Consider the following 24006-nt stretch of genomic DNA (forward strand, 5'->3'; position numbering starts at 1 on the left):
AGCGTCGCGCGTCGATTCCCACGGGACTCCCAGATCGAGCAGATAGCAGATCTGCAGCGTCCCGCAAGGCATTGTGGTCGGTGATCGAGGGTTCATAGTGTGGATCGATGGACACTCGCAATCGCACTCGCGCCGTCGCCATCGTGCCCACCGGGCTGGTGGCTCTCGCCTTCGTGATCGCCGGCTGCACCTCGGGCGACGCTCCCGAGCCGATGGCGTCGGAATCGACATCCGCACCGTCGCCGTCGGCGACGTCAGCACCTCCCGCGGAGGCATTCGCCTACCCCGACAAGACGGACCCGACTCAGGTCGGCATCGCCCTCAAGTACGAGGAGGGCAGCGATCCGTCGGGCGAGATCATCGCAGGGCCCGCTGTGCTCGTCGCGGATCGACAGTTCACCGTCGAGGGGCAGTGCGAGGGCGATCGCGTCGGGTTCGAGGTGGTCACGGCCGACGGAGAGAGGCGGGTGCTCGCCGAAGGGGGATTCCGCTGCGACGATCCGCCGGCCGGTGAGTTCTCGTACCGGCTGCCGTACGCCGGTGTGGTGCAGGTGAACCTCACGGACGCCGACGACGTCGATCGGGCATGGGTGCGCGTCGTCCAGACCTGATCCGCGATTCGCGCCGCCACGGCGCCCGTCATCGCGCGCAGCGGAAACCCAGATGGGTGGTCGCGGAGTCCTCGGTCTGGGAGCTTCGCGCGGCGGGCCTGTAGCGCCGGCAGTACTCCGGGGCGCAGAGGTGCGAGCCGCCCTTCGTCACCCGACGTGGGGGACCTCCGGCGTCCACGCCGAGAAGGTTGCGGCGTTCACCGGGCTGGATCGTCGGGCTCATGCTGTGACGAGCGCTCCACGTATCCGCTGTCCATTCCCAGACGTTGCCGATCATGTCGTGCACGCCGAAGCCATTGGCAGGGAACGCCCCGGTCGCGGACGTTCCGATGAAGCCGGCGGCTCCGGAGTTGCGGTACGGGAAGTCTCCCTGCCAGGTGTTGGCCATGAGCTCTCCGTCCGGGCGCAGTTCTTCGCCCCACGCGTAGCGCGCGCCGACGAGCCCTCCTCGAGCCGCCCACTCCCACTCTGCTTCGGTGGGTAGCCGCTTATGCGCCCAGGCGGCGTACGCCGAGGCATCCTCGAAGGCGATCTGTACGACCGGATGCTCGAGGCGTCCGTCGACGTCCGATCCTGGCCCTTCGGGCGCACGCCAGTGCGCCCCGGGCTGCCAGCGCCACCAGCGCTGCCACTCGTTCAGATTCACGGGGCCGTCGGTCGGGGTGAACACCAGCCCACCGGGAACGAGCGTGGCCGGATCAGCGCCCGGGAACTCGCGAGGATCGAGGGGGCGCTCGGCGACCGTCACGTAGCCGGTCTCGGTGACGAAGCGCAGGTACTCCGCATTCGTCACCGGGTACGGATCCAGATCGAACGCCTCGATCTCGCGTTCGTGCACCGGCCCTTCCTCGGGGTAGAAGTCGACGGAGCCCATGAGCAGCCGCCCCGCGGGGATGCGGGTCATCGCGGCGGTCACGTCAGCACCGAGATCGTCACGAAGAGGATCGCTGCCGCGCCGAAGGCGACCGCCAGCACCGCCACTGAGATGAGTAGGCCACCGCCATGCGGTGTGCGCGATGACGTACCGGTCAGGAACGCGGTAAGCCGGGTCTGGCGGCGACGCGCAGCCATCCAGATCGCGCATGCCGCCAGAAGGCCGAGGAGGCCCGGTATCACACCGAACGCCGCGGCGGGGGCCGGTAGTGCCACGGGGAGGACCCGTAGCGAGAGCAGCGAGCAGACGGCGATGGCGAGGGCGGTGCGGCGCCAGGCGAGCTCGGTGCGCTCGGGCTGCAGACCGGGATCGAAGAGCGTCGACTCTGTCATCGCCAGATGACCCCTGCGATGACGAGCAGGCCGACGACGAGCACGATGATGCCGAGGACGACTGCCGATATCGCACCGGGCAGTGGCAGCGACCGACGCAGAGCCCGCTCCGTCCTGCTCCACTCCCACCATGCGAGCGGCGCGACTGCCGTGCCGGCGACGATGAGGACCAGCGAGGCCGCGAGTCGGAAGCCGGGATGCAGATCGAGACCGAGCACCTCGAGTGCCACGCCGCCGGCGATCAGAGCGAGTGCCGTGCGCGTCCACGCGAGGAAGGTGCGCTCGTTCGCGAGTGAGAAACGCGGATCCGGCTCCTCGCCGGTGCCGTACACGGATGTGGGGAAGCGGCGCATCCCGACATCGTATCCGCGTCCGGCTTCGGGAGCGCGGCGCGTCGGCCACGAAACTTCTTTTTCGGACCTGCTTGCCTTCAAACGTTTGAACTGGTTATCGTCCTCTCGCCCGCTCTCGACGAGGAGAACCATGACTTACACGAGCACGACAGAAGCGATCGCCACCGCGAGGCCGTTCGGCTGGCGCGACAAGGTCGGATACCTGTTCGGAGACTTCGGCAACGACTTCCTGTTCATCCTGGCGTCGAGCTATCTCCTGATCTTCTACACGAACGTCCTCGGACTGAACCCGGCGCACGTCGGAACCCTGTTCCTGCTGGTGCGTCTCCTCGACGCGTTCACCGATGTCGGCTGGGGCCAGTTCCTCGATCGGCACATTCCGTCGGTTGCCGGGCGGTTCCGTCCCTGGATCATCCGCGCGGCCATCCCCCTCGTCGTCGTGAGCGCCCTGTTGTATGCGCCGTTCGCGGCGGACTGGGATTACACCGTCAAGCTGATCTGGGCGACAGCGACGTACATCCTCTGGGGGTCCGTCTTCTACACGATGGTCAACATCTCCTACGGTTCCCTCGCCTCGGTGATGAGCGAGGAGCCCGCCGAACGAGCGTCCCTCTCGGTCTTCCGTGGAGTGGGGGCGAACCTCGCGGGGATCTTCGTCGCCCTCGTGCCGCCTCTGTTCATCTATGCGAACGTCGACGGCGTATCGCAGGTGCTTCCGCCGGCGTTCTTCGCGACCGGCGTGGCCTTCTCGGCCGCCGCGCTCGTCTTCTACATCGTCTGTTACTCGCTGGTGCGAGAGCGCGTGAGAGCGGTGCCGGGTCGTGCGAAGGCGTCGTTCCCCGCCCTGCTGCGTTCGCTGGCAGGCAACCGCGCTCTCCTTTCGCTCATGGGCGGCAATCTCGTGCTGATGCTGTCGTCGCTGTTGACCGGTTCGGTGGGTGCCTACCTCTGGCTCAACTACTTCAACAACGGTGCGCTCTCGGGTGTCGCGGCGCTCGCCAACGTCGTTCCCGCGCTCATCGCCGCACCGTTCGCCGCCGCACTCGGTCGTCGCTGCGGCAAGAAGGAGATGCTCGTGGTGCTGCTCTTCGCGAGCGCGGCGATCTATCTGTTGCTCTTCTTCCTCGGAATCACATCGCCATGGGTGTTCATCGTGCTCAGCATCGTGGCCGGGTTCGGGGTGGGCATGTTCAACCTCCTGGTGTGGGCGATCATCACCGACGTCGTCGACCATCAGGAAGTGCGCACGGGGCAACGCGATGACGGCACGGTCTATGCCATCAACACGTGGGCACGCAAGCTCGGGCTCGCGCTCGCCGGCGGCCTCGGAGGTTACGCCCTCGCCATCATCGGCTACGAGGCCGGCACCGACACACAGGCGGCAGGCACCGTGCAGGGCATCTACACCATCGCCACACTCGTGCCTGGCGTCCTGTACGCGATCGTCGCGCTCATCCTGCTGTTCTGGTTCCCGCTCGACCGCCGCACGGTCGAGGCGAACAGCGCCGAGCTGAGCAGCCGACGCGCAGTCGTGGTGGGATGAGAGCATGGGCAGGCCGACACTGAAGGACATCGCCAGCAGGGCGGGGGTCTCGATCTCGACGGTGTCGTATGCACTGAACGACAAGAGCAGTCTGCCTCTGGCAGAGGCGACGAAGACCCGCATCCGCACGATCGCGCACGAGCTCGGGTACGTGCCCAACGGCTTGGCGCGGTCGCTGCAAGCGAGGTCGAATCGCACCATCGGAGTTCTGCTGAACAAGCCTCTGACGACGCCTCGATACGCCGAGATCGCCCAAGGGCTCAGTGAGGGACTGGCTCGACGGGGGTTCCATCTCGCTCTGCTCCACGGTGACTCGGCGGAGCGGTGCACGGACGATGTTCGCGGCGGGCTGCTCGACGGACTGGTGTTCATCGGTCACGATGACCTCGACGTGCCACACGAGCTGGCGGTCGAGGTCATGGCGCACAGGATTCCGTTCGTCGCGCTCGACTGCGGGCCCGCAGTGACGCCGGGCATCTGGTCGAGCGTCGACTTCGACTACGCCGCCGGCGCGGAGCAGCTCGTGCAGAATCTGATCGGCGAGGGCGTGTCGAGGATCCTCCACCTTCGACCGGATGTGACATCACGCGCTGATCGGACGAGGAATTCGGCGATGGAGGCGCTCGCCCGCGACAACGGACTCGCTCTCATCGTGCTCTCCACCGGAGTCACCGATGAGATCCTCGCTCGGTTCGATCGTGACCCGGGCGGCACCACCGGATATGCCGCGAGCGTCGTCGGGCGTCTGGATGCCGCTCGCGACTGGATCGATCAGGAGCCGGAATCCACGGCGATCGTCTGCTCCTGGGGTGCGGACGCCGAGGCGGCCTACTTCTGGATCGTGCAGCACGGTCCTCGCGTCAGGGTCGCCGCTCTCGCAGGCGGCTCTCTCGACCCGCGTCTCTGGCCGCGCCTCACATACAGTCGGCTGCCCCTCTCGGCGGCCGGAGAGGCCTGCGCGGGTCTCATCATCGACGCCAGCACGGCGAAGGATGCGCCGACGTGCGTCCTCCTCGCTCCCGCCCTCGACACCGGCGCCTCAGGCACCGGTGCGGCAGGCGACTGAACGACCGATCTCGACGAAGGAACCGGATGCCGAAACCCAACATCATCTTCATCATGTCCGACGACCATGCCGCTCACGCGATCTCCGCGTACGGCAGCCGGGTCAACTCCACTCCGCACCTCGACCGGATCGCCGACCAGGGGATGCGGATGGATGCCGTGTACTGCACCAATTCGATCTGCTCTCCGTCGCGGGCGTCGATCCTCACCGGCACGTACAGCCACGTCAACGGCGTGTCGTCGATCTGGACGGAGATGGACTATCGCGTGCCCACGTTCATCGACGTTCTGCACGATTCCGGATACAGGACGGCGATGTTCGGCAAATGGCACCTCGGCGAGGAGGGCGTATCGCGCCCGCGGGGGTTCGACGCATGGAAGGTCTTCCCCGGACAGGGGGACTACGTCGATCCGCAGATGATCGATGAGGACGGAGTCTCGACCGTCGAGGGCTATGCCACCGACATCGTCACCGATCTCTCTCTCGAGTGGATCGACGGACTGGATGACGACGAGCCCTTCTGCATGATGGTTCATCACAAGGCGCCGCATCGTCCCTGGGTGCCCGACACGAAGCACTCGCATCTCTACGCCGACGGCACGATCCCCGAGCCCGAGACCTTCTTCGACGACAACGCGAGCCGCAGCAAGGCCGTCCGCGGCGTGCACATGACGATCGCCGACGACATGGGTGGCGACGATCTCAAGATCGCGATGCCCGAGGAGCTGCGCGGACCGGAGAACCGTGAGGCGCGGATGCGCTGGAAGTACCAGATCTACATGCGCGACTACCTGCAGTGCATCCAGTCGATCGACGACAACGTCGGGCGCCTCCTCGATCATCTCGAGGAGAAGGGGCTCGCCGAGAACACGCTGGTCGTCTACACCTCCGACCAGGGCTTCTTCCTCGGAGACCATGGATGGTTCGACAAGCGGCTCATGTACGACCAGTCGCTCCAGATGCCGATGCTGATGCGCTGGCCGGCGGTGATCGAGGCGGGGTCGCGGTCGGAGGCGATCATCACGAACGTCGACTTCGCTGCGACGTTCCTCGACATCTGCGGCGTCGATGCGACACAGGCGCTGCCCACCTCGCAGGGGCGCAGCTTCCTTCCGCTTCTGCGTGGCGAGGAGGTCGCGGATTGGCCCGACGCGATGTACTACCGCTACTGGGAGCACGACGACCCGATCCATGCGGCTCCCGCCCACTACGGCATCCGCACCGATTCGTACAAGCTCCTCTACTTCTACGGGGCGGGACTCGGGGTTCCCGGAGCATCGGACGAGGTCTACGAGCCGGAATGGGAGCTCTACGACCTGAAGGCTGATCCCGAGGAGATGCGCAACGTCGCCGCCGATCCGGCGTACGCGCAGATCAAGGCCGACCTCGAGGTCACGCTCGCCGAGTACCAGCAGCGGTACGACGACGAGCCCTACCGGGGTCCGTCGACGCCGCGACCCGAGTGGGGTCCGTACGACCACGAGATGTTCGGACGCCTGCAGGCGTACGTCGCGAGCACGCGTTCGGCCAGCTGAGAGGGACTTCCTGATCCGACCGGTGTCGAGGTCGTAGACGGCTCTGCTGCCTCCGTCCAGGGCACTATCCGGAGGTCTCGAGATCCACCGCTCGCGGAGCTTCCTTGCTCACAGCGGGGGTGCGGTGCTTCGCCGCTCGATCAATTCGGTGGCGACGGTCGTTCGGGTCTCCGGAGCTTCGGTCAACGGAAGATGAACGTGCTGCGAACTGCTGCTGTCTCCCATCGGCTGAAGCGATGATCCGCTTGGCCGCCAACGGCGATTTCGCGGGCCTCGTCGCCTCCGACGTCCTCGACGAGGCGCGTGGATAGACTGCTCCGGCGGGGGGCGTCGGGGGAGGGAGCGCGGATGAACGGTGCGAGAGGCGAAGATCGGGTGATCCTCGTGCACGGGTGGCCGGGGCTTGCGTCGGACCATGACGCGGTGAGAGGTGCGCTTCAGCCCGCGACGGTCATCGTGCCCGATCTCCGCGGATTCGGAGCGGCATTCGACGGCGACCTTCCGCTGGCGGAGGCCACGGCCGACGCGCACGCGCGTCGTCTTCTCGAGGCGCTCGAGGCGCTCGAGAGCGACGGTGCGGGTGGTCGCACCGTCATCGCCGGATACGACATCGGCAGCCGCATCGCTCAGGCGGCCCTCCGCCTCGACCCGTCGCGTTTCGACGGTGCCGTGCTCACTCCGGGGTATCCGGGTATCGGAGACCGAGCTGCGGCGCCGGCCCTCGCGCCGGTGTTCTGGTACCAGCACTTCCATCGCGAGCCGATCGCCGCCCAGTTGATCGACGGCAACCCCGACGCGGTGGCTCGGTATCTCGACCATCTCTGGAGCGCCTGGAGCGGCCCCGCTGCGCCGACGGCCCACCCACACCGCGAGCACCTCATCGAGGCCTACTCGCGACCGGGAGCGTTCGCTGCAAGCATTCAGTGGTACCTCGCGAACCGTGGGTATGCAGGCGATCCTCCGACGATCGAGACACCCACGCTCATGCTCTGGCCGACGGATGACCCGCTGTTCCCGATCGAGTGGGCAGACCGGTTGAGCGACCACTTCACCGACATCGCCCTCCGACCCGTCGACGGAAGCGGGCACTTCGTGCCGCTCGAAGCGCCGTCGGCATTCGTCGACGCGATACGCTCTCTCCTCGCTCGCTGACCCCGCCGACGAGCGCGCTCTCAGACTGAGCGCGGCGTGTATCCGACCCCGTAGACGGTGACCAGACGAGCGGGGTTCTGCGGGTCGTCCTCGATCTTCGCACGGAGATTCTTCCCGTGGGCGTCGATCGTGCGGCCTCGATGCCGCAGCGGTGACGGTCCGTGTCGTGACGAGGAGAGTGGAAGGCGTGCTGTTCACAGTCGGTTCGAGTTGGCGCTGTCTGCGCAGGCCTAGCGCGGCCGACGCTCGCGCGGCGGAACCTGGGCGTCGGTGCGAGTCGTGCCCTGCGGTGTCGGGTGAGGCTGTGCGATCAGCAGCCCGGTGATGGCGTCGAGGTCTCTGCTCGATTTGTCGGCGAGAGGTGAGTGGGTCGAGACGAGCGCCACGATCGATTCGCGTGCCGTGCGACCGCGTGCCGTGAGCTCGATCACGCGCTGACGCTTGTCTGACGGCGAGGTCCGTCGTTCGACCAGCCCCCTGGCCTCGAGCTGATGACACATGAACGTCACGTTCTGGGGAGTGCAGTGCGTCAGTCGGGCGACCGTACGCATGGATGGAGCCGGTTCGTCGGGGTCGATCGTCCAGAGCACATGCGCGGTCGTCGCGGTGATCCCATACTCGCGCAGGGCGGGCGCAAGAGCCTCGTCGGTGCGTGCGACGACATCGTAGACGGCGAAGAGAGCCTTCGACAGCTGCTGTTCTCGCGAAGAGGCCATGCGCTCAGCGTATCGGTCTTCACTTCAAGGACTGTACTATCGGAGAGTATGATTCAAGTCTTTAATTAAAACGAGGGAAAGAGAGGCTGCGCATGAACCTGTCGAGACTCGACGGACGTACGATCCTCGTCACCGGTGCCAGTGGAGGCATCGGCTATTTCATCGCGGAAGGGCTCGCTCGCCGGGGCGCACGCCTCATCGTCGCCGCGCGCTCCACGACCAGGGCGGAGGCCGCCATCGATCTGCTGCCCGAACCGAGCCGACATCGTCACCTGGAACTCGACCTGTCCGACCGGGAATCGATCCGAACTGCCGGAGCCCTCATCGGCGGAGAGAGCACGCTCGACGGGCTGGTGATGAACGCCGGAGTCATCGCCGCGTCGCCGACGTTCACGACCGGCGCCTTCGGGGTCGAATCCACCGTCGATGTGAATGTCGTGGCGCACATGGAGCTCCTGCGCCTCGCGCTGCCCGCTCTCGACCGCGCACCCTCCGCGCGTGTCATCAGTACCGGCAGCATGCTCACGAAAGCGATCCCCTTCGATCTCGCCAACTGGCGTGCGCAGACCTCCTACCGCCCCCGAGTCGCGTACGCCATGTCGAAGCACGCCGCCGAGATCTTGGGATTCGAGCTGGACAGGCGGCTCATCGCCTCGGGTTCGCGCATCCGATCCGTCGTCTCGCATCCAGGTGGAGCGATCGATGCGCTCACCCCCGACAGGCCGCCGCTGCATCAGCGGTCGCCGGCCGTGCGTCTTCTGGCGCCTGTCATCGCGCCGCTCTTCTCGCGGGTCGTTCAGGGCAAGGAGTCCGCTGCGCAGTCGGCCGTCGCCGCCGTAGCGATGACGACGCCAGGCGTGCGACCCTACATCGGCCCCCGACATGTCGCGACGGGCACACCGCATCTCGCCGCGCCGGTGCCCACCAGCTCCGACGAGACGATCGGTGCCGCACTGTGGGCCGATATCGAGGGCATCCTTGGTGCCTCCGTCCTCCCGCGGGGCTGAGGTGCCCGTGCGTGGGCTGCCCGCAGGGGGATCCTCGAGCGCGACGGGGCCGTTCAAGCCGTCAGGATCGTCCAGCTTGCCGTAACCATCGTTTCCGGCGGGCGAGCGGTTGTGTCTGACGACCCTTCGGGAATCCGATGGAGCGGAGCTCTGGAGATCTGAAGGCGGATCCCGAGGAGATGCGTCGCGAGTCGTGGGCGGCCCCGGGCTCTTCCCGTTCCCGCGCGCGGGAGCTGAATGTCCGTCCGACCGGTGGAACTCACCCGATCGCAGGCTGCGGCTCCCAGTCGCAGGCAAGGGGGAGATCATGGACTGACGCGCCGGCGCGAAGGGTGAAACGCCCCTCCTCGAGGCTCCAGCCCTGAGCGGTCCAATGCGTGAGCCGACGCGAGTCGATCGGGATGGTGACGGTGACGGTCTCTCCTGCCGCCGCGTGCACGACAGCGAACCCCACGAGCCATCGGGCGGGACGCTCGATGGTGGAGTCGGGGCGCTCTGCATACACCTGAACAACCTGTTTGCCGGCTCGTAAGCCTGTGTTCGAGAGGAGCACCTCGAGCGTGTCATCGACGCGGGTCACCGCTCCCCAACTCCAGGTCGTGTATCCGAGACCGTGTCCGAAGGGGAACGCGGGCTCCGCCTCAGAGGTCAACCAGGAGCGGTAGCCGACGTGAATGCCCTCGTCGTAGGTCAGTCTGCCGTTCTCGGGAACCACATTCGTGGTCGGTGCGTCCGAGAGCGCGGCGGGCCACGTCGTCGGGAGGCGGCCGCCCGGCTCCGATGTGCCGATCATCATGCTCGCGATGGCCGAACCGAATTGCTCCCCGCCGAAGTACCCGTGCAAGATGGCGGAGACCTCGCCGGCCCACGGAAGCGCGACTGGAGAACCCGCGTTCACGATCACGATCGTTCGTGGATTCACCGCCGCCACCGCCCGCACCAGGTCGTCCTGGCGGCCGGGAAGAACAAGGTTCTCCCGGTCGTGCCCCTCGGATTCGACCCGGGAATTCGTGCCGACGACCACGATCGCGACATCCGCACCGGTCGCGGCGGCCACCGCACGAGCGATGAGGCCGTCGGGGTCGGAGTCATCCGGGGCGATCCCCACCGTCACGCTCAGCGAGCCGGCGAGCGTTCCGGCGGTGGCGAGAGAGAACTCGGCCCGCACATCCACCGGGATCCCGACGGTGACCGGCACCGTCACCGTCGCGGACACCGGTGATGTGATCGCCGCACCCAGATCGTTGCCTCGGGCTACCGGAGCGTCCTGCAGAGCGAGCTCCCCATCCACGAAGATCTTGCCCGGGTTGGAGCCCGAGAATCCGAGCAGAATCGTTCCCGATGCCTGGGGTGTGTAGGCCGCCCGGATCTCGAGCGTGTCGGCCCCGGCCAGTGCGCTGTCTCCGCCGAACCAGATCAACTCCGTCGAGCGTCGGTCCTCGTGGGAGAGGTCCTCGCCGTCGGCATCGAAGAACGTGACACGGGCGCCTGGTTCGCCGGTGATCGGATTCGCGATCGTCTCCAGGGGGAAGCGGGACACGCCCTCCTGTACGACGGCACCGATCTCGTAGTCGATCTGCACGTGCGGCAACGCCTCGCGAAGACCTTCCAGAGGTGAGACGACATGCGCAGGAAGCACCGTCGCCGAGCCGCCGCCCTGGGTGCGGGCCTCGCGGGCATTGTGGCCGATCAGCGCGATTCGCGAGAGCGCCGCTGCGTCGAGGGGGAGAGCGCCGTCGTTCGCGAGCAGGACGCTTCCCTGGATTGCGGCGGTGCGCGCAAATGCGGTTCCGTCGAGGGGAGCAGGGACCGCCGCAGATGCGTCGCCGAGAGCCCCGACCCGTTCGGCCAGCAACAGCAGACGCAGAACCTTGCGATCGAGGTCCGACTCCTGCACGAGACCGTCGTTGATCGCGCTGAGAAGGTCGTCGTACGCGGGGGCGGGTCCCGGCATCGCGAGATCCTGCGCCGCGGGGATCGCGGCAAGGCTGCGCACAGCGGTCCAATCGCTGATGACCACTCCATCGAAGCCCCACTCGTCATTGAGGGGACTCTCGAGCAGGTCGTTCTCGGTCATCGTCACCCCGTCGACAGAGTTGTACGCGCTCATGATGCTCCAGGCACCGGCCTCGACCGCGCGCTCGAACGGCGCCAGGTAGACCTCACGCAGCGGGCGCTCGCCGACCTTGACGTTCACTGTGAACCTGTCGGTCTCCGAGTCGTTCGCGACGTAGTGCTTCGGGCAGGCTCCGACGCCGTTGTCCTGCAGCCCGGCGACATAGGTCGCCGCAAGCGCGGCGGTGAGCTCGGGATCTTCGCTGAAACACTCGAAGTTGCGACCGCCGAGAGGCGTGCGCTGCAGATTGATGGTCGGGCCGAGCACGACGTCGACACCCTTGCGTCGTGCCTCGGATGCCGCGGCAGCTCCATATCGGTACGCGAGATCGACATCCCACGATGCCGCGAGCGCAGATCCGGAGGGCAGGTTGAGGGAGGGATCGCGCTCATCCCAACGGGGTCCACGGACGCCTGCGGGCCCGTCAGACAGCGTCAGCGCGCGCAGCCCGATCGAGGGGAGGGGAATCGTCGTCCAGAAGTCGGCGCCCTGGATGAGCGCAGCCTTCTCTTCGAGGGTGAGCTTCGCCAGCAACGGCAACAGATGATCGGTGGGGGAACTCAAAGAAGGGCCCTTCGTCGTGTGGGGGAGGTCGGTTGGACTCCCGGTGAGCACGTGCTCACCGGCGCGCGCCCACAGGGAAGCGGGATCATGCGGGGGCGTCGTCCGCGTTCAGCAGTGGGCATCGTTCGAGCCGTCGGGCTTGCTGCTTGTCGGGGTCGGGCATCGGCCTCTTGCTTTGAGGAGAAGATCCGGTGAGCTCCCTCTGTGTGCGGGAGATGCGGCGTCACATTGCTTCAAGGAAAGGTAGCACTGAAAATGAGTATTCACTAGGTTTTAGTCACCTCGAGTCATGCTGAGTGCTGCAGGCCCGCGTCCCGAACGGCACAATAGAGTGGATGACCGATGTCGACCTTCGGATCGAGTGACGGAGACCATGGCTGATTCGCGTATGCGGAAGCCCCGCGGAGAGTACGCGAAGACACGCGCGAAACGCGCGGCTATCCTCGACGCCGCGCTCGACGTGTTCGCCGACTCCGGCTATCATTCGGGTTCTCTTCGGGATGTGGCTGAGCGGGTCGGCATGAGTGAGGCGGGCCTGCTGCACCACTTCCCGAACAAGCCCGCGCTTCTGGCGGCAGTGCTCGATCGCCGCGATCAGCACACGTTGGAGTGGGTGCGTATGGCCGAGGGCAACGGCGAGGTGACCCTGAGTGGGCTCGTCACGACGGCGGTTCGGAACTCCACTGTCCCCGGGATCGTTGAGCTCTACTGCATCCTCTCTGCGGAAGGGACGAAGCCGGGGCACCCGGCGCACGAGTACTTCGTCACTCGCTACGACGTCGCTCGTACCAATCTGCGCAGGGCCTTTGAGGATCTGCAGCGACAGGGCCGCATGCGGCCGGGGGTCACGTCGCAAGGGGCTGCTGTCGCCACCCTCGCCATGATGGACGGTCTGCAGGTGCAGTGGCTCTTGAATCCTGATGTCGTCGATATGGCGGAAGAGTTGAGCAGGTTCTTCAGGGCGTTCGTGGACATCGACCTGACTCCTGCCTTGAGCGGCACCTCGGGCGGGCTGGCATGATCAGCCGATCTGGATCGGCACGATACCCCCCCGATGCGATGCGCAGAGCTTCGCAGCCATGAACAAGCCCTACAGGAAACGCGGGAACACCAGGACAGCACTCGAAGGCAGCTGTTGCGGCACGCGTCCCGGTCAATCACAGCCGCAACTGCGGCGTATCCTCAGGCGCGAAGGCAGTTGCAGATCTATCGGAGCCGCGTCGGGGCTTTCGAGCCGATGGATCAGCGCGCGTGCGGCCTCACGGCCAAGCTGCTGCATGGGCTGACGAACGGTGGTGAGCGGAGGTTGGCTCAGTTGACTGGCGACGACTCCGTCGTAACCGGTGAGCGTCGTGTCCTGGGGAACGCGGATGCCGCGATCGTGGAGGGTACGCAACAGTGCAAGGGCGAGCTGGTCCTGCGCACAGACGAAGACCTGCGGCAGGCCGGTGGTCGCGATGTACTCGTGTAGAGCGGTCCGCAGGTGCGGGTCATTCGCCATCACGGTGATGCGGGGGCGAGCACGAGATTCTGAGAGGTCCCATCGGGCGAGTTCTGCTCGGAAAGCGGCGTAGCGTTCCGCGATCTCCAGGTTCTCGTCGTTGCCGACGAAAACGAAATCGGAGCTGTGATGGATCTCCACCATGTGCTGGACGAGCTGGTGCATGCCGCTTGCGTTGTCAGTGTAAATGCGATCGAGGCCACCATTCGGTGGTTGCGAAATGAGCGCTACAGGAAGTCGACGGGCTATATTCGTGAGCTGCTCGGTACTGGTGTAATGCGTCATGACTGCGACGCCGTCAACACGGCCGGCGATATCGACGATCGATTCCGACCGTGCTCCGATGACCCCGCCGAGCATGGTGGCGTAGCCACGGGACCGGCATTCGAGCTCGAATCCGTGCTGGACCTCGTCAGCGTAGAGCGGGAAGAGCTCGAAGCCGTCCTCGTCCGTTGAAGTCTGCTGCTCGGCGTCGAGAATGAGGTCGAATGAGTAGAGCCCGAGCACGCCGGTGCGTCCGCCGGCGAGACCGCGGGCGCTGCCGCTGGGAACGTAACCCAGCTGGTGCGCGGCGTCGTGCACCAGCTGTCGCGTCGTCGCTTTGACGCGTTCCGGCTTGCGGTAGGTGAAGGAGACCGTGGCAGTCGATACATTCGCCAGAGCCGCTACGTCATAAACGGTGGGCCGCTTGCTCACTGTGATCCTCCCATCCGTGTCAGACGGAGCACGAGGGGGCGCCCGACCACACCTCGACGATACCAATATGCCCGCGAGACGGAGACGGAGACGGAGACGGAGACGGAGACGGAGTCGGAGACCGGGACGGAGACCGAGACCGAGACCGAGAGAGATGCGCGCCAACGGTGCTTCCCTCACGGTGAACGTTGCGATGGCCACTCAGGTTCTCGCATCCGTCGGTGCAGCGAAGGCTGGAATTCTGCAGGGTTGCGCTCCAGTTGTTACGCGCATAACATGCAGGAGCACACATGGTGCTTAGAGACAGGAACAAAGATGATCCGATCACGTCGTATGTGGGCCGCCAGTGCCCTTCCCCTGGCTGCCCTCCTCGCCCTTTCCGGCTGCAGCCGTGGTGCTGCTGCACCGGACGAAGCTGAGTCGGTCGACCTCACTTCCGGCCCCGCCACAGGACACGTGACGATTTGGGCGCAGGGCGTGGAAGCGCAGAAGCTTCCCGAGGTGCTCGCCCCGTTCCTCAAGGAGAACCCGGACCTCACGGTCGACGTCACGGAGCTGGCCTGGGCTTCTGCAGAGAGCAAGTACCAGACGTCTGTCGCGGGGAACACGACCCCCGACATCGGCATGCTGGGCACGACGTGGATCGCGAACTACCCGCAGGCTCTGCAGGCCGTACCCGAAGGACTGGACACTTCCGACATGTTCCCTTCGGCACTCGAAGCCGCGAAGGTTGATGGCGTGTCGATCGGCGTCCCGCTGTACCTCGACACCCGTGTCGTCTACTACCGCACCGATCTGGCGCAAGCAGCCGGCTACGACACCCCGCCGACCGACTGGGAGGGATTCCAGACTTTCACGCAAGACATGCAGTCCAAGGCGGGCTCGCAGTGGGGTATCGGGCTGACGACGAATCAGACGCTGAGCTTTTCCGGCAACATGGCCCTCCCCTGGTCCGCCGGAGGAGACATCATGAACGCTGACCAGACCGAGTGGACGCTCGATTCTCCCGCCATGAATCGGGGTTTCGAGTACTACAAGAGCTTCTTCGACAAGGGGATCGCGGATCCGGCCGGAGCCAGCAGCGATGTCACCGTGATGGCGAACGAGTTCATCTCTGGCAAGACGCCGGTCATCATGAACGCCCCCTTCTTCGGCCCGTACATGACGAGCATCGCCGGTGACGAATTCAACGACAAGTGGGGCGTCATGACGGTGCCGAAGGACAAGAGCTCGACGTCGTTCCTCGGCGGTGCGCTGATGACTGTCTTCAAGGAGTCGAAGAATCCGGAGGCGTCGTGGAAGGTGCTGCAGTACCTGGCCGAGCCCTCGACTCAGCTCGCGTTCTTCAAGGCCACCGGGGACCTCCCGGCCACGCAGTCGACATGGCAGGACGACGCACTCACCAGCGACCCTCGCCTGGCGGTGTTCGGTGAGCAGCTGAAGGCCGCGGAGATCACCCCAAACCTCACCACCTGGGCCCAGATCTCGTCGAAGGGTGACCAGCTGCTGGAGCAGATCGCTCGTGGTCAGTCGAGTGTGGACGATGCTCTGGCCGAGCTCCAGACGTTCGCCGACGGACTCGGAACAGGACGCTGACCGACATGACCGTCGCCCTCGGCCGGCGCGCCCGCACCCTTTCGGGTCGGGCGCGCCGGAAGCGGACCCTCACGGCGTGGTTGTTCGCTCTTCCCTTCGTTCTCGTCTTCGCGACGTTCATGGTCGCGCCCATCGTGCAGTCCCTGGCGATGTCCTTCACCGATTTCCGCAGCAGCGACATCCGTTCGCCCTTCAACGTGAACTTCGTGGGCGTCGATCAGTACGTCAACCTTCTCGGCAACCCCGAGTTCCTGAAATCCCTTCTCGTCACGGGCTACTTCGTCGTCGTCGGCATCCCGCTGACGATGGTGATCGCGCTGGTTCTGGCCGTCGCGCTCAACAGTAAGATCGTGAAGTTCCGCTCGGTGTTCCGTGTGGGCTTCTACACTCCGGTCGTGACGAGCATCGTCGCTGTCGCCATCGTCTGGCGGTTCATCCTCCAGCCCGACGGCCTGCTGAACGTCGCTCTCGCTGGCTTGGGTATAGAGGGGCCCAGCTGGCTCACAGACCCGGCTTGGGCTCTGCCCTCGCTCATCCTGATGGCCGTCTGGCGCAACCTCGGGACACTGATGATCATCTTCCTCGCCGGGCTGCAAACCGTGCCGGAGGACGTCATGGAAGCAGCGTCGATGGACGGCGCAGGCAAGGTGCGCAGCTTCTTCAGCATCGTCATCCCCATCCTGCGACCCACGCTCCTGCTCGGAGCCATCCTGCTCTCGGTCGGGTTCCTGCAGTTCTTCGAGGAGTCCTACGTGATGACGCAGGGCGGCCCGCTCGGCAGCACCCTGTCGATCAGCTACTACACCTTCAACCAGTTCGGATTCGGCAACTACGGTACCGCCTCTGCCGCGAGCTACATCCTGTTCGTGATCATCGCCGTGATAAGCGTCGTGCAGTTCCGACTTCTCCGCAGCAAGGACTGACGATGACGATCACACCCGCACCGCTCTCGCCCACGCACGCCCCCGCTCGATCGTCCCTTCGCACTCGGCGGATTCTGAGCTCGACGGCGCTGCACGTCAGCCTCTGCATCGCCCTTGCGTTGATCCTGCTGCCGTTCGTGTGGATGCTGCTCGGCTCATTCAAGACCCAGGCCGAACTCGCCCAGCGACCGATCACCTGGTGGCCCGAGAACATCACGTTCGAGAACTACGGCTCCTGGTTCGGAGAGCTGAACATCGGCGGCTTCTTCTTCAACAGCGCGGTGGTGTCCGTCATCACCGTCGCCGGCAACCTGATCTTCTGCTCGCTCGTCGGCTATGCCCTGGCGAAGATGGACTTCGCGGGAAAGCGGGTTCTCCTCGCACTGGTGCTCGTCACCCTGATGGTCCCCGGCGTCGTCACGTTCGTGCCGCTGTTCGTGTTGATCAGCCAGATGGGACTCGTCAACACGCTGCCCGCGCTGTTCCTCCCGTTCCTCGTCACGCCGCTGGGAGTCTTCCTCATGCGCCAGTTCATGATGTCCATCCCGGACTCGCTGATCGAGGCGGCACGTCTGGACGGAGCCGGAGAGCTGACCACCTTCCGACGGATCATCCTGCCGCTGTGCGGAGCGCCACTGGCGACCCTGGGCATCCTCACATTCCTGTCGTCGTGGAACAACTTCCTGTGGCCCCTCGTCGCGGCGCAAAGCGAAGACAAGTACACCCTCCCCGTAGCCCTGTCTCTCTACGCGACGAATCGCAACACCACCGACTACGGCCTCCTCATGGCCGGTTCCGTGCTCGTCATCGTCCCGATCCTCGTTCTCTTCCTGTTCCTCCAGAAGTACTTCACGGCCGGAATCGCCACCACCGGCATCAAGTGACACCTGCCCGCAGAACGAGTCCGACGTTCGCCATCCTGGAAAGATCTCTGTGACCACGCGTATCGCCCCGTCCCCTGTCGCCAACTCGGGTAGTCAGCCGATCCTCCCCGGCTTCTATCCCGACCCCTCGATCTGCCGCGTCGGAACGAGCTACTACCTGGTCAACTCGACCTTCGAGTACTACCCGGGAGTCCCGGTCTGGACGAGTACCGACCTCGTGGAGTGGCGACAGGTGGGTAATGTCTTCGAGCGTGCCTCCCAGATGGCACCGAGCGCCGGCGACTCCAGCACCGGCATCTTCGCTCCGACGATCCGCCACCACAACGGCCTGTTCTGGCTGATCACGTCGATCGTCGACGGGCCTGATCCTGAGCAGGTCATCCTCCACTCCGAGCACCCCGGCGGACCGTGGTCCGACCCGGTAACGACGGACGGCGTCCACGGCATCGATCCCGATCTCGCCTGGGACGGAGACGACTGCTACCTGACGTGGGCCCGGAAGGTGCCAGGAGCGACGACCGAGATCGCACAATGCCGCGTCGACCTCGCCACGGGGACGCCCCTCGAGGAGCCGCGTCGGCTGTGGTCGGGCACCGGGATGCGACACCCCGAAGGCCCCCACCTGCATCGAAAAGACGGCTGGTGGTACCTCCTCATCGCCGAAGGCGGCACCGAAGCAGGGCACAGCGTCAGCATTGCCCGCTCGCGCCGTCCCGACGGACCGTTCGGGGGCGCGCCCGGGAACCCGATCCTCACCCATCGCAGCCTCGCTGCGCCCGTACAGAACACCGGCCACTCCGACCTCGTGCAGAGGGCAGACGGATCCTGGGCACTCGTCTACCTCGGTGTGCGACCGCGCGGAGTATGGAGCTTCCACGTGAACGGGCGCGAGACCTTCGTCGCCGACGTGCGCTGGGAGGACGATTGGCCGGTCATCGAGGAGAACACCCTGCACATCCCGCCGGCCGTCACCGCTTTCGATGACGACTTCGCCGGATCGACACTCGATCCGCGGTGGATCATGCCGGGCGACTACCCCGAGAGGCACGTCGTGAAGCGCGACGATGGCGGAGTGCTGCTGCGGGCCGAGCACGGCTCGTCCGCCCCGCTACTCTGCGTGCGAGCCCGCGACGAGTACTGGACCGTGACCGCTGACGTGGAGTCCTCCGAAGGTGCTCGGCTCGTCGTGCGCATCGATGATCTGCACGCTTTCGGTGTGGAAGTGCGTGACGGCACCTACTCCGGATTCTCCATCATCGGAGGAACCGAGATCCCGACCGGGAGCATCGCCGGCGCTTCTGCCCGAGCCCGCCTCATGCTCCGATCCACGCAAGCCCCGAGCACGCCCTATCAAGGCGGACCTGACCGCCTTGAAGCATCCGTGATCATCGATGGCGATCACCAGCCTCTAGGAAACCTCGACGGCCGATTCGTGTCGACGGAAGTGGCCGGCGGATTCACCGGTCGCGTCATCGGGGTTCAGCCGATCGGCGACCAACTGATCCTCCGTCGGTTCGCCTACCAACCCGAGAATCTGTAGCGACCACCAGCACGTTTCGGCCACATCGTCGAGGCTTCACCGAAGCCGCCCACTGCCGGGGGTGCAGGGGCGGCTTCGGTGTCTTGCGCTCGGAATCGTCTACTCCTCAGGGACTCCGATGCGAACCAGTTCGATGCCGCTCCCCGACTGGGGCCATTCTGTGCGCGGCTGGTCCAGGTTGCTGGGCAGCGACTCCCAGCGGAGATACCAGGTTCCTCCCGTAGCGGCCGCGCCGTTGAGGTCGGTCTGAAGATTGACCTGAAGCCCCGGGTAGGTGCCTCGAACGGTGGTGACCGATGACGGCAGCGGCGGGGTCGGGGCCTGAGCCACACCGGTCAGCGAATCGTTGACCACGATGCTCTGGGGAGATCCCTCGCACCGGAAGTCGACGCGGATGTTCCCGTCGCTCATGACCTGAGATCCGCCCATGATGACCTTGAAGTCGAGGCTTCCGCCGCCGCCGAAGCTCCAGCGTCCTTCCCAGTTGCTGACCTGGCTGATATCCCAGTCACCGGTGCCGTCCGCGCGGGCGACATAGATCTGCGAGCGACCTGTGTCGTCGTACTTGTGGTAGCTGATGATGGGCGTGCCATCCGCGTCGAAGCCGAGCTTCGCGTTGCCGTTGAGCAGTCCTCCGCCATTGGGTACGGGGTCCACGACATCGGCGTCGCCATAGCGGAACGGAGAGGTGAGCGGGTTGCCCGCACTGTCGAACCAGTCGACCAGGTTCGCGCTGCGCGCGTACGTGAGCAGGCTGTTCGTCGCCGCGTCGGGTGTGTCTCGCCAGACCCAGATCATGTGGAAGTTGCCGTCCGGCCCGAGAAGCGGGGTCTCGAAGTAGGCGTTCCACGTGCCGGATGGGTTGGTGGCCGAACCGGTCCCGTTGAACAGCGGCTGGTCGACGAGACGGGACCAGGTGTTGGAGGTCTCGTTGTAGAGGTTGAAGTACGTGACGCCATCCCCGGAGCCGCCGTTGCGGTGGCTGAAGACGAGGCTGCCGTCCTGCCTGTTCACGAACTCCGGGTAGGTGACCGAGTTCTCGGTGCTGGCGCTCACCATGTTCGTGACGCGTGTCAGGGTGTTGACATTGCCCGGCGTCGTGGTGCGGAAGTAGATCAGGCCGACGTTGTGCATGTTGCCGGCGACGTGGAGGTTGCGGTTGCGGTCGAGCCCGATGGAGATGTAGTTGTGACTGTCCCAGCCGAGGGTGGTGGGGAGGACCTTCGTCGTCCACGTGGGAGTCGCGGCCGAAAGGCTGCGGTGCGCGATGGTCATGCCGCGCTGCGCGTTGTAGTAGGCGACGTACTGGTCGTCGCCGTCGGTGAGCACGCGCTGTGTCACGGGCGCTCCAGCGAAGGTGGTGCCCACCGGGACCGTCTCGAGCACCTGTCCGCTGCCGCCGGGGAAGTCGTACTCCCCGGCGGGCTTGCACGCCACGGCGCCCGGGGGCGCGATCGCCGGAGTGGAGGTGGTGAGATCGAACGACCGCGCCTGGAGGTTGCCGGAGTTCGAGTAGAGCCCGGCGTGGCCGCCGACTCGCGCAGGGTCGACGACGGCAAGGGCGTGAGCGCCGGTGGCGAGAGTCGCTCCCGTCGCACCGTTGCGGACCGTCACCTGGAACTGTGCTCCGTCTCGCGCCAGGCTCAGCTGCAGACGCGTTCCGTAGGGAGCGGTCATCGTGCCCTGGGTGAGGACCGTGGGGGTCGCGTTGTTCGTCATCTGCAGCAGCTGCCACTGGGCGGGCCGGGTGCCACCGGCGGTCGTCGCCCGGAGCACGTAGTAGCTCAGAGAGGTCGTGCCCTGGACGTTCGCGACGATTCCTGACCACTCGGTACCGCTGGGCGCCGACGAGACGATGTCGATGTCAGCGGTCACCGTGTACGAGCGGCCGAGTTGCAGCGCTCGATGCGTGGCGACGTTGTTCCCGGGTGAGCTCGAGGACAGCGCCTTGCCCGATGCGATGCTCCACGCGCCGCGATCCGTGGTCCATGCAGTTCCCAAAGTGCCGTTCGCACGTTCGAAGTCGTCGGATGCGTTGGCGCTTCCGGTCGTGGCGTGGGCGGGTGGAGCCGCGGCGGCGCCCGCGAGCGCACCCGCCGCGAGCATCGCGGCGACGAACGCGGCAGTGAGCCGGTTCCTTCGCTGTGTGAGTCGAACGGTCTTCATCTACTTCTCTCTTCCTTGAGATCGGTAAGCGCGCGGGGAGACTCCCGCAATCGAGCAAAACGTTACGACATGCGAATAACTGCGTCAAGGCAAGCTTTGCCATTGATTTTCAGCGCGTTCCGCTTTACTCTGAGTAAATCGTTTCGCCACTTCGACGTCGAGGAGCCCCATGTCTATGGTCGGTCCCTCTGTCGTCCCCAGCGGTCCTGCGTGCGCGGACCGGCTCTGCGACTCAGTCGCTCAGTCGCCGCACCGACGCACCGATCTGCAGGTGTCCGGGAAGCTCGAGCGTCACGCGGCTCGTCGACGAATCCGGGTCATCCAGTCGAGAGTTCATGATTCGTGCGGCCTCGGTCGCGATCTGCTCGACGGGCTGCACGTAGACCGTCAGCTTCGGGCTCGTCACCTGGGCGAGGTCGACGGAGTCGAAGCCGACGAGCGAGATGTCATGCCCGAGACGGAGGCCGGAGTCGTTGATGGCGGTCACGGCGCCGACGGTCAGGTCGTAATTCCCGGCGAACACCGCCGTCGGCCGCGTATCTGCCGCGAGCACCCGCATCATCGCCGCGTATCCCGCCTCGACGCTGATGGGACCGCGTTGGATGTGGTCTTCGGCGACAGCGATGTCGGCAGCTCGGGCTGCTGTGAGGAAACCATCGAGCCTGCCCTGCAGGCTCCACATTCCCTCTTCTCCGACCAGGGCGCCGAGGGTCCGATGGCCGTGATCGATCAGATGCTGGGTTGCGACCTTGCCCGCCTGCACGTTGTCGAGCGAGACCGAGTCGGCGTCGAGTCCGCGCGGGAGCCAGTCCACCGTGACGACCGGGATGCCGATGGAGACGGCGGTCGCGAGCGCCGACGAGTCCGACAGTGCGGGAACCCCGATGATGCCATCGACCCTTCTGCTGAGGAGCAGCTCTACGGCATTGACGGTGGATGGTGTTCCGTCCTGCTCGTTGGAGGTCACCAGCACGCCGATGCCGTGGGTGCGCAGATACTTCTCGATGCCGACGACGATCTCGAGGTGGAAGGGGTTCTGGAACGAGGGCAGCAGGACGCCGACGGTTCGGGTGACGCCGCGCCGCAGACTGCTGGCGAACGCGTTCGGTCGGTAGTTCAGTTCTGCGGCCGCCGCCTCGATCGCTTCCCGGTTCGAGGTCAGAACGTTTCGCCCGTTGTAGTACTTCGAGATCGTCGCCAACGACAAGCCTGTCAGTCGCTGGATGTCCTTATACGTTGCGGGAGATCTAGTGCTTTTCGACAAATTCGGTCCTTCGTATCGCGAGGGTCGCCACCGTTCGCGCTGATCAACGATGTTGCCCGGAGTCTACCTACGATCCGCAAAACTTTAGTCGTTTCGCTGTATCGCGAATGCAGAACCACCTACCAGGCGGTGCGCCACGCGGCGATTCGCCGAGTCACGCCGAGGAGAGAGCAATGACCGATAGCCCCAGCCTGCCCGAATGGGCGAGACAGTCCACCCTGGGCATCTTCATCCATTGGGGGCCGTACTCTGTTCCGGCCTGGGCGGAGCCGACCGGAGCATGGGGTGCGGTCCCCGAAGAGAAGTGGTTCGCACACAACGCGTACGCCGAGTGGTACGCGAACACCTCGCGCATCGAAGGGTCCCCGGCAGCGCTGCACCACGTCGCTGAGTACGGGGACAACTCGTACGACACGTTCCTCGACCGGTGGATCCCCAGCCAGTTCGATGCGTCCGAATGGGCGCGGCTCTTCCATCGTGCCGGTGCGGACTATGTCATCCCTGTGGCGAAGCACCACGACGGAGTGACCCTCTGGGATGCACCCGGAGCGGGCAGGCTGTCCACGGTGGCTCGGGGGCCCAAACTCGATCTGCTCGCGCCGCTCGCCGAGGCGGTGCGCAAGGAAGGAATGCGCTTCGGCGTCTACTACTCGGGCGGACTCGACTGGGCCTTCACGGATTTCCCTCCCATCGAGTCGATGGCTGATGTCGCCGAATACCGCCCCAACGGCGCGGAGTACGCCGAGTATGCGACCGCGCAGGTGCGCGACCTGATCGACCGCTACAAGCCGGCGGTGATCTGGAACGACATCGAGTGGCCGGACGCGGGAAAAGCTGACGGCTCGCTGGTGCAGCTGCTGGACTACTACAAGCGCGTGGTGCCGGAAGGCATCGTCAATGACCGTTGGGGTGCGCCGGTGTGGGACTACCGGACCAGCGAGTACTCGCACGACACCCAGAACGAGCGCGGGATCGGTTGGGAGCACAACCGCGGGCTCGGCTTCTCGTTCGGACACAACCGCACGGAAGACGAATCCCTCACGCTGTCTGCGCGCGAGCTCGCTCGTCTGTACGCCGACGTCGTCTCGCGCGGCGGTCGTCTGCTCCTGAACATCGGGCCGGAGGCCAGCGGGCGGATCCCTGACGTTCAGCGCTGCAGTCTCGAGGGGTTCGGCGAATGGAGCCAGGACCTGAAGCCGTACACGCTCGACAGGTCGCCGATCGAGCCCGGCACCGTCAGCGTCACCGGCAGCGACTGGTGGGTTGCATGGCGACACCGTGACTCGATCGTCGTGGTGGCGGAGGATCCGCACGTCGTTGTCCGCACGGATGAAGGTCTCGATGCGATCGTCTTTGAGCTGCCCGCAGGGGAAGCTCCGGGAATGACTGCCCGAGCATAACGTTTCCCTCGCGGGGCATTCGTGAAATTCAACCTGATTATGGATGAAAGTCGAGACGTTTCGCTCGCTTGGTGCTATATTTGCCCCGGCAGAGCGAAACGATTCAC

At 65.6% G+C, this 24006-nt stretch carries 21 protein-coding genes; 12 read left to right on the forward strand and 9 right to left on the reverse strand.

Annotation, left to right across the window (positions count from 1 at the left end):
• Positions 1-107: 107 nt before the first annotated feature.
• Positions 108-611: a hypothetical protein gene (locus DXT68_RS02835; RefSeq protein WP_045254881.1), complete on the forward strand. Its 504-nt coding sequence runs from the start codon at positions 108-110 to the stop codon at positions 609-611.
• A 28-nt stretch (positions 612-639) separates the two neighbouring features.
• On the opposite strand, the gene DXT68_RS02840 is transcribed toward DXT68_RS02835, so the two are convergent.
• The 3 genes from DXT68_RS02840 to DXT68_RS02850 are packed head-to-tail and all read right to left on the reverse strand — an operon-like array spanning position 640 to position 2230.
• The gene (locus DXT68_RS02840) at positions 640-1515 is read right to left on the reverse strand and encodes a formylglycine-generating enzyme family protein (RefSeq protein WP_052677816.1); all 876 of its coding nucleotides are present in this window, start codon (positions 1513-1515) and stop codon (positions 640-642) included.
• 8 nt (positions 1516-1523) lie between these two features.
• Complete coding sequence (locus tag DXT68_RS02845) at positions 1524-1877, reverse strand: DUF202 domain-containing protein (RefSeq protein WP_045254879.1); 354 nt, start codon at positions 1875-1877, stop codon at positions 1524-1526.
• On the reverse strand, positions 1874-2230 hold the full coding sequence (locus DXT68_RS02850) for a YidH family protein (protein ID WP_045254878.1): 357 nt from the start codon (positions 2228-2230) through the stop codon (positions 1874-1876). The genes DXT68_RS02845 and DXT68_RS02850 overlap by 4 nt, the downstream gene beginning before the upstream one ends.
• Positions 2231-2360: 130 nt before the next feature.
• Here DXT68_RS02850 and DXT68_RS02855 point away from each other — a divergent pair, with 130 nt between their 5' ends.
• The 4 genes from DXT68_RS02855 to DXT68_RS02870 all read left to right on the forward strand — a co-directional run bounded on the left by DXT68_RS02855 (position 2361) and on the right by DXT68_RS02870 (position 7526).
• Positions 2361-3773, forward strand: a complete 1413-nt coding sequence (locus DXT68_RS02855; protein WP_045254877.1) for an MFS transporter — start codon at positions 2361-2363, stop codon at positions 3771-3773.
• 4 nt (positions 3774-3777) lie between these two features.
• Positions 3778-4839: a LacI family DNA-binding transcriptional regulator gene (locus tag DXT68_RS02860; protein WP_045254876.1), complete on the forward strand. Its 1062-nt coding sequence runs from the start codon at positions 3778-3780 to the stop codon at positions 4837-4839.
• A gap of 26 nt (positions 4840-4865) precedes the next feature.
• Positions 4866-6374 carry a sulfatase family protein gene (locus DXT68_RS02865; RefSeq protein ID WP_045254875.1) on the forward strand — a complete coding sequence of 503 codons (1509 nt, stop codon included), beginning with the start codon at positions 4866-4868 and terminating at the stop codon, positions 6372-6374.
• Positions 6375-6722: 348 nt separating this feature from the next.
• Positions 6723-7526, forward strand: coding sequence for an alpha/beta fold hydrolase (locus tag DXT68_RS02870; protein ID WP_045254874.1), 804 nt, complete (start codon positions 6723-6725; stop codon positions 7524-7526).
• A gap of 20 nt (positions 7527-7546) precedes the next feature.
• On the opposite strand, the gene DXT68_RS02875 is transcribed toward DXT68_RS02870, so the two are convergent.
• Together DXT68_RS02875 and DXT68_RS02880 are read right to left on the reverse strand one after the other, a co-directional pair.
• Entirely contained in the window at positions 7547-7675 is a 129-nt protein-coding gene (locus DXT68_RS02875; RefSeq protein WP_082069004.1) for a winged helix-turn-helix domain-containing protein, read from the reverse strand.
• Positions 7676-7756: 81 nt separating this feature from the next.
• Positions 7757-8242, reverse strand: coding sequence for a MarR family winged helix-turn-helix transcriptional regulator (locus tag DXT68_RS02880; RefSeq protein ID WP_052677793.1), 486 nt, complete (start codon positions 8240-8242; stop codon positions 7757-7759).
• A gap of 92 nt (positions 8243-8334) precedes the next feature.
• On the opposite strand from DXT68_RS02880, the gene DXT68_RS02885 reads away from it, so the two are divergent.
• Positions 8335-9249: an SDR family NAD(P)-dependent oxidoreductase gene (locus DXT68_RS02885; protein WP_052677792.1), complete on the forward strand. Its 915-nt coding sequence runs from the start codon at positions 8335-8337 to the stop codon at positions 9247-9249.
• A gap of 259 nt (positions 9250-9508) precedes the next feature.
• Here DXT68_RS02885 and DXT68_RS02890 read toward each other — a convergent pair whose 3' ends face one another.
• The gene (locus DXT68_RS02890; RefSeq protein WP_045254873.1) at positions 9509-11929 is read right to left on the reverse strand and encodes a beta-glucosidase; all 2421 of its coding nucleotides are present in this window, start codon (positions 11927-11929) and stop codon (positions 9509-9511) included.
• 373 nt (positions 11930-12302) lie between these two features.
• On the opposite strand from DXT68_RS02890, the gene DXT68_RS02895 reads away from it, so the two are divergent.
• On the forward strand, positions 12303-12950 hold the full coding sequence (locus tag DXT68_RS02895; RefSeq protein ID WP_045254986.1) for a TetR/AcrR family transcriptional regulator: 648 nt from the start codon (positions 12303-12305) through the stop codon (positions 12948-12950).
• A 132-nt stretch (positions 12951-13082) separates the two neighbouring features.
• Here DXT68_RS02895 and DXT68_RS02900 read toward each other — a convergent pair whose 3' ends face one another.
• Complete coding sequence (locus DXT68_RS02900; protein WP_045254872.1) at positions 13083-14126, reverse strand: LacI family DNA-binding transcriptional regulator; 1044 nt, start codon at positions 14124-14126, stop codon at positions 13083-13085.
• Between the two features lie 477 nt (positions 14127-14603).
• On the opposite strand from DXT68_RS02900, the gene DXT68_RS02905 reads away from it, so the two are divergent.
• Genes DXT68_RS02905 through DXT68_RS02920 form a run of 4 tightly spaced genes read left to right on the forward strand, consistent with a single transcriptional unit; the run spans position 14604 to position 19069 of the window.
• Entirely contained in the window at positions 14604-15722 is a 1119-nt protein-coding gene (locus DXT68_RS02905) for an extracellular solute-binding protein (protein ID WP_052677790.1), read from the forward strand.
• A 5-nt stretch (positions 15723-15727) separates the two neighbouring features.
• The gene (locus DXT68_RS02910; RefSeq protein WP_045254870.1) at positions 15728-16645 is read left to right on the forward strand and encodes a carbohydrate ABC transporter permease; all 918 of its coding nucleotides are present in this window, start codon (positions 15728-15730) and stop codon (positions 16643-16645) included.
• 2 nt (positions 16646-16647) lie between these two features.
• Complete coding sequence (locus tag DXT68_RS02915; protein ID WP_045254869.1) at positions 16648-17529, forward strand: carbohydrate ABC transporter permease; 882 nt, start codon at positions 16648-16650, stop codon at positions 17527-17529.
• Between the two features lie 49 nt (positions 17530-17578).
• Entirely contained in the window at positions 17579-19069 is a 1491-nt protein-coding gene (locus DXT68_RS02920; RefSeq protein ID WP_208856526.1) for a glycoside hydrolase family 43 protein, read from the forward strand.
• 99 nt (positions 19070-19168) lie between these two features.
• Here DXT68_RS02920 and DXT68_RS02925 read toward each other — a convergent pair whose 3' ends face one another.
• A complete protein-coding gene (locus DXT68_RS02925) occupies positions 19169-21235 on the reverse strand; it encodes a BNR repeat-containing protein (protein ID WP_052677789.1) in 2067 nt (688 codons plus the stop codon).
• Positions 21236-21467: 232 nt separating this feature from the next.
• A complete protein-coding gene (locus DXT68_RS02930) occupies positions 21468-22499 on the reverse strand; it encodes a LacI family DNA-binding transcriptional regulator (protein ID WP_045254868.1) in 1032 nt (343 codons plus the stop codon).
• A gap of 173 nt (positions 22500-22672) precedes the next feature.
• Here DXT68_RS02930 and DXT68_RS02935 point away from each other — a divergent pair, with 173 nt between their 5' ends.
• On the forward strand, positions 22673-23899 hold the full coding sequence (locus DXT68_RS02935) for an alpha-L-fucosidase (RefSeq protein WP_052677788.1): 1227 nt from the start codon (positions 22673-22675) through the stop codon (positions 23897-23899).
• Positions 23900-24006: the final 107 nt, after the last annotated feature.

Source organism: Microbacterium foliorum (assembly GCF_003367705.1).
In the GTDB taxonomy this organism is placed as follows: Bacteria; Actinomycetota; Actinomycetes; order Actinomycetales; family Microbacteriaceae; genus Microbacterium; species Microbacterium foliorum.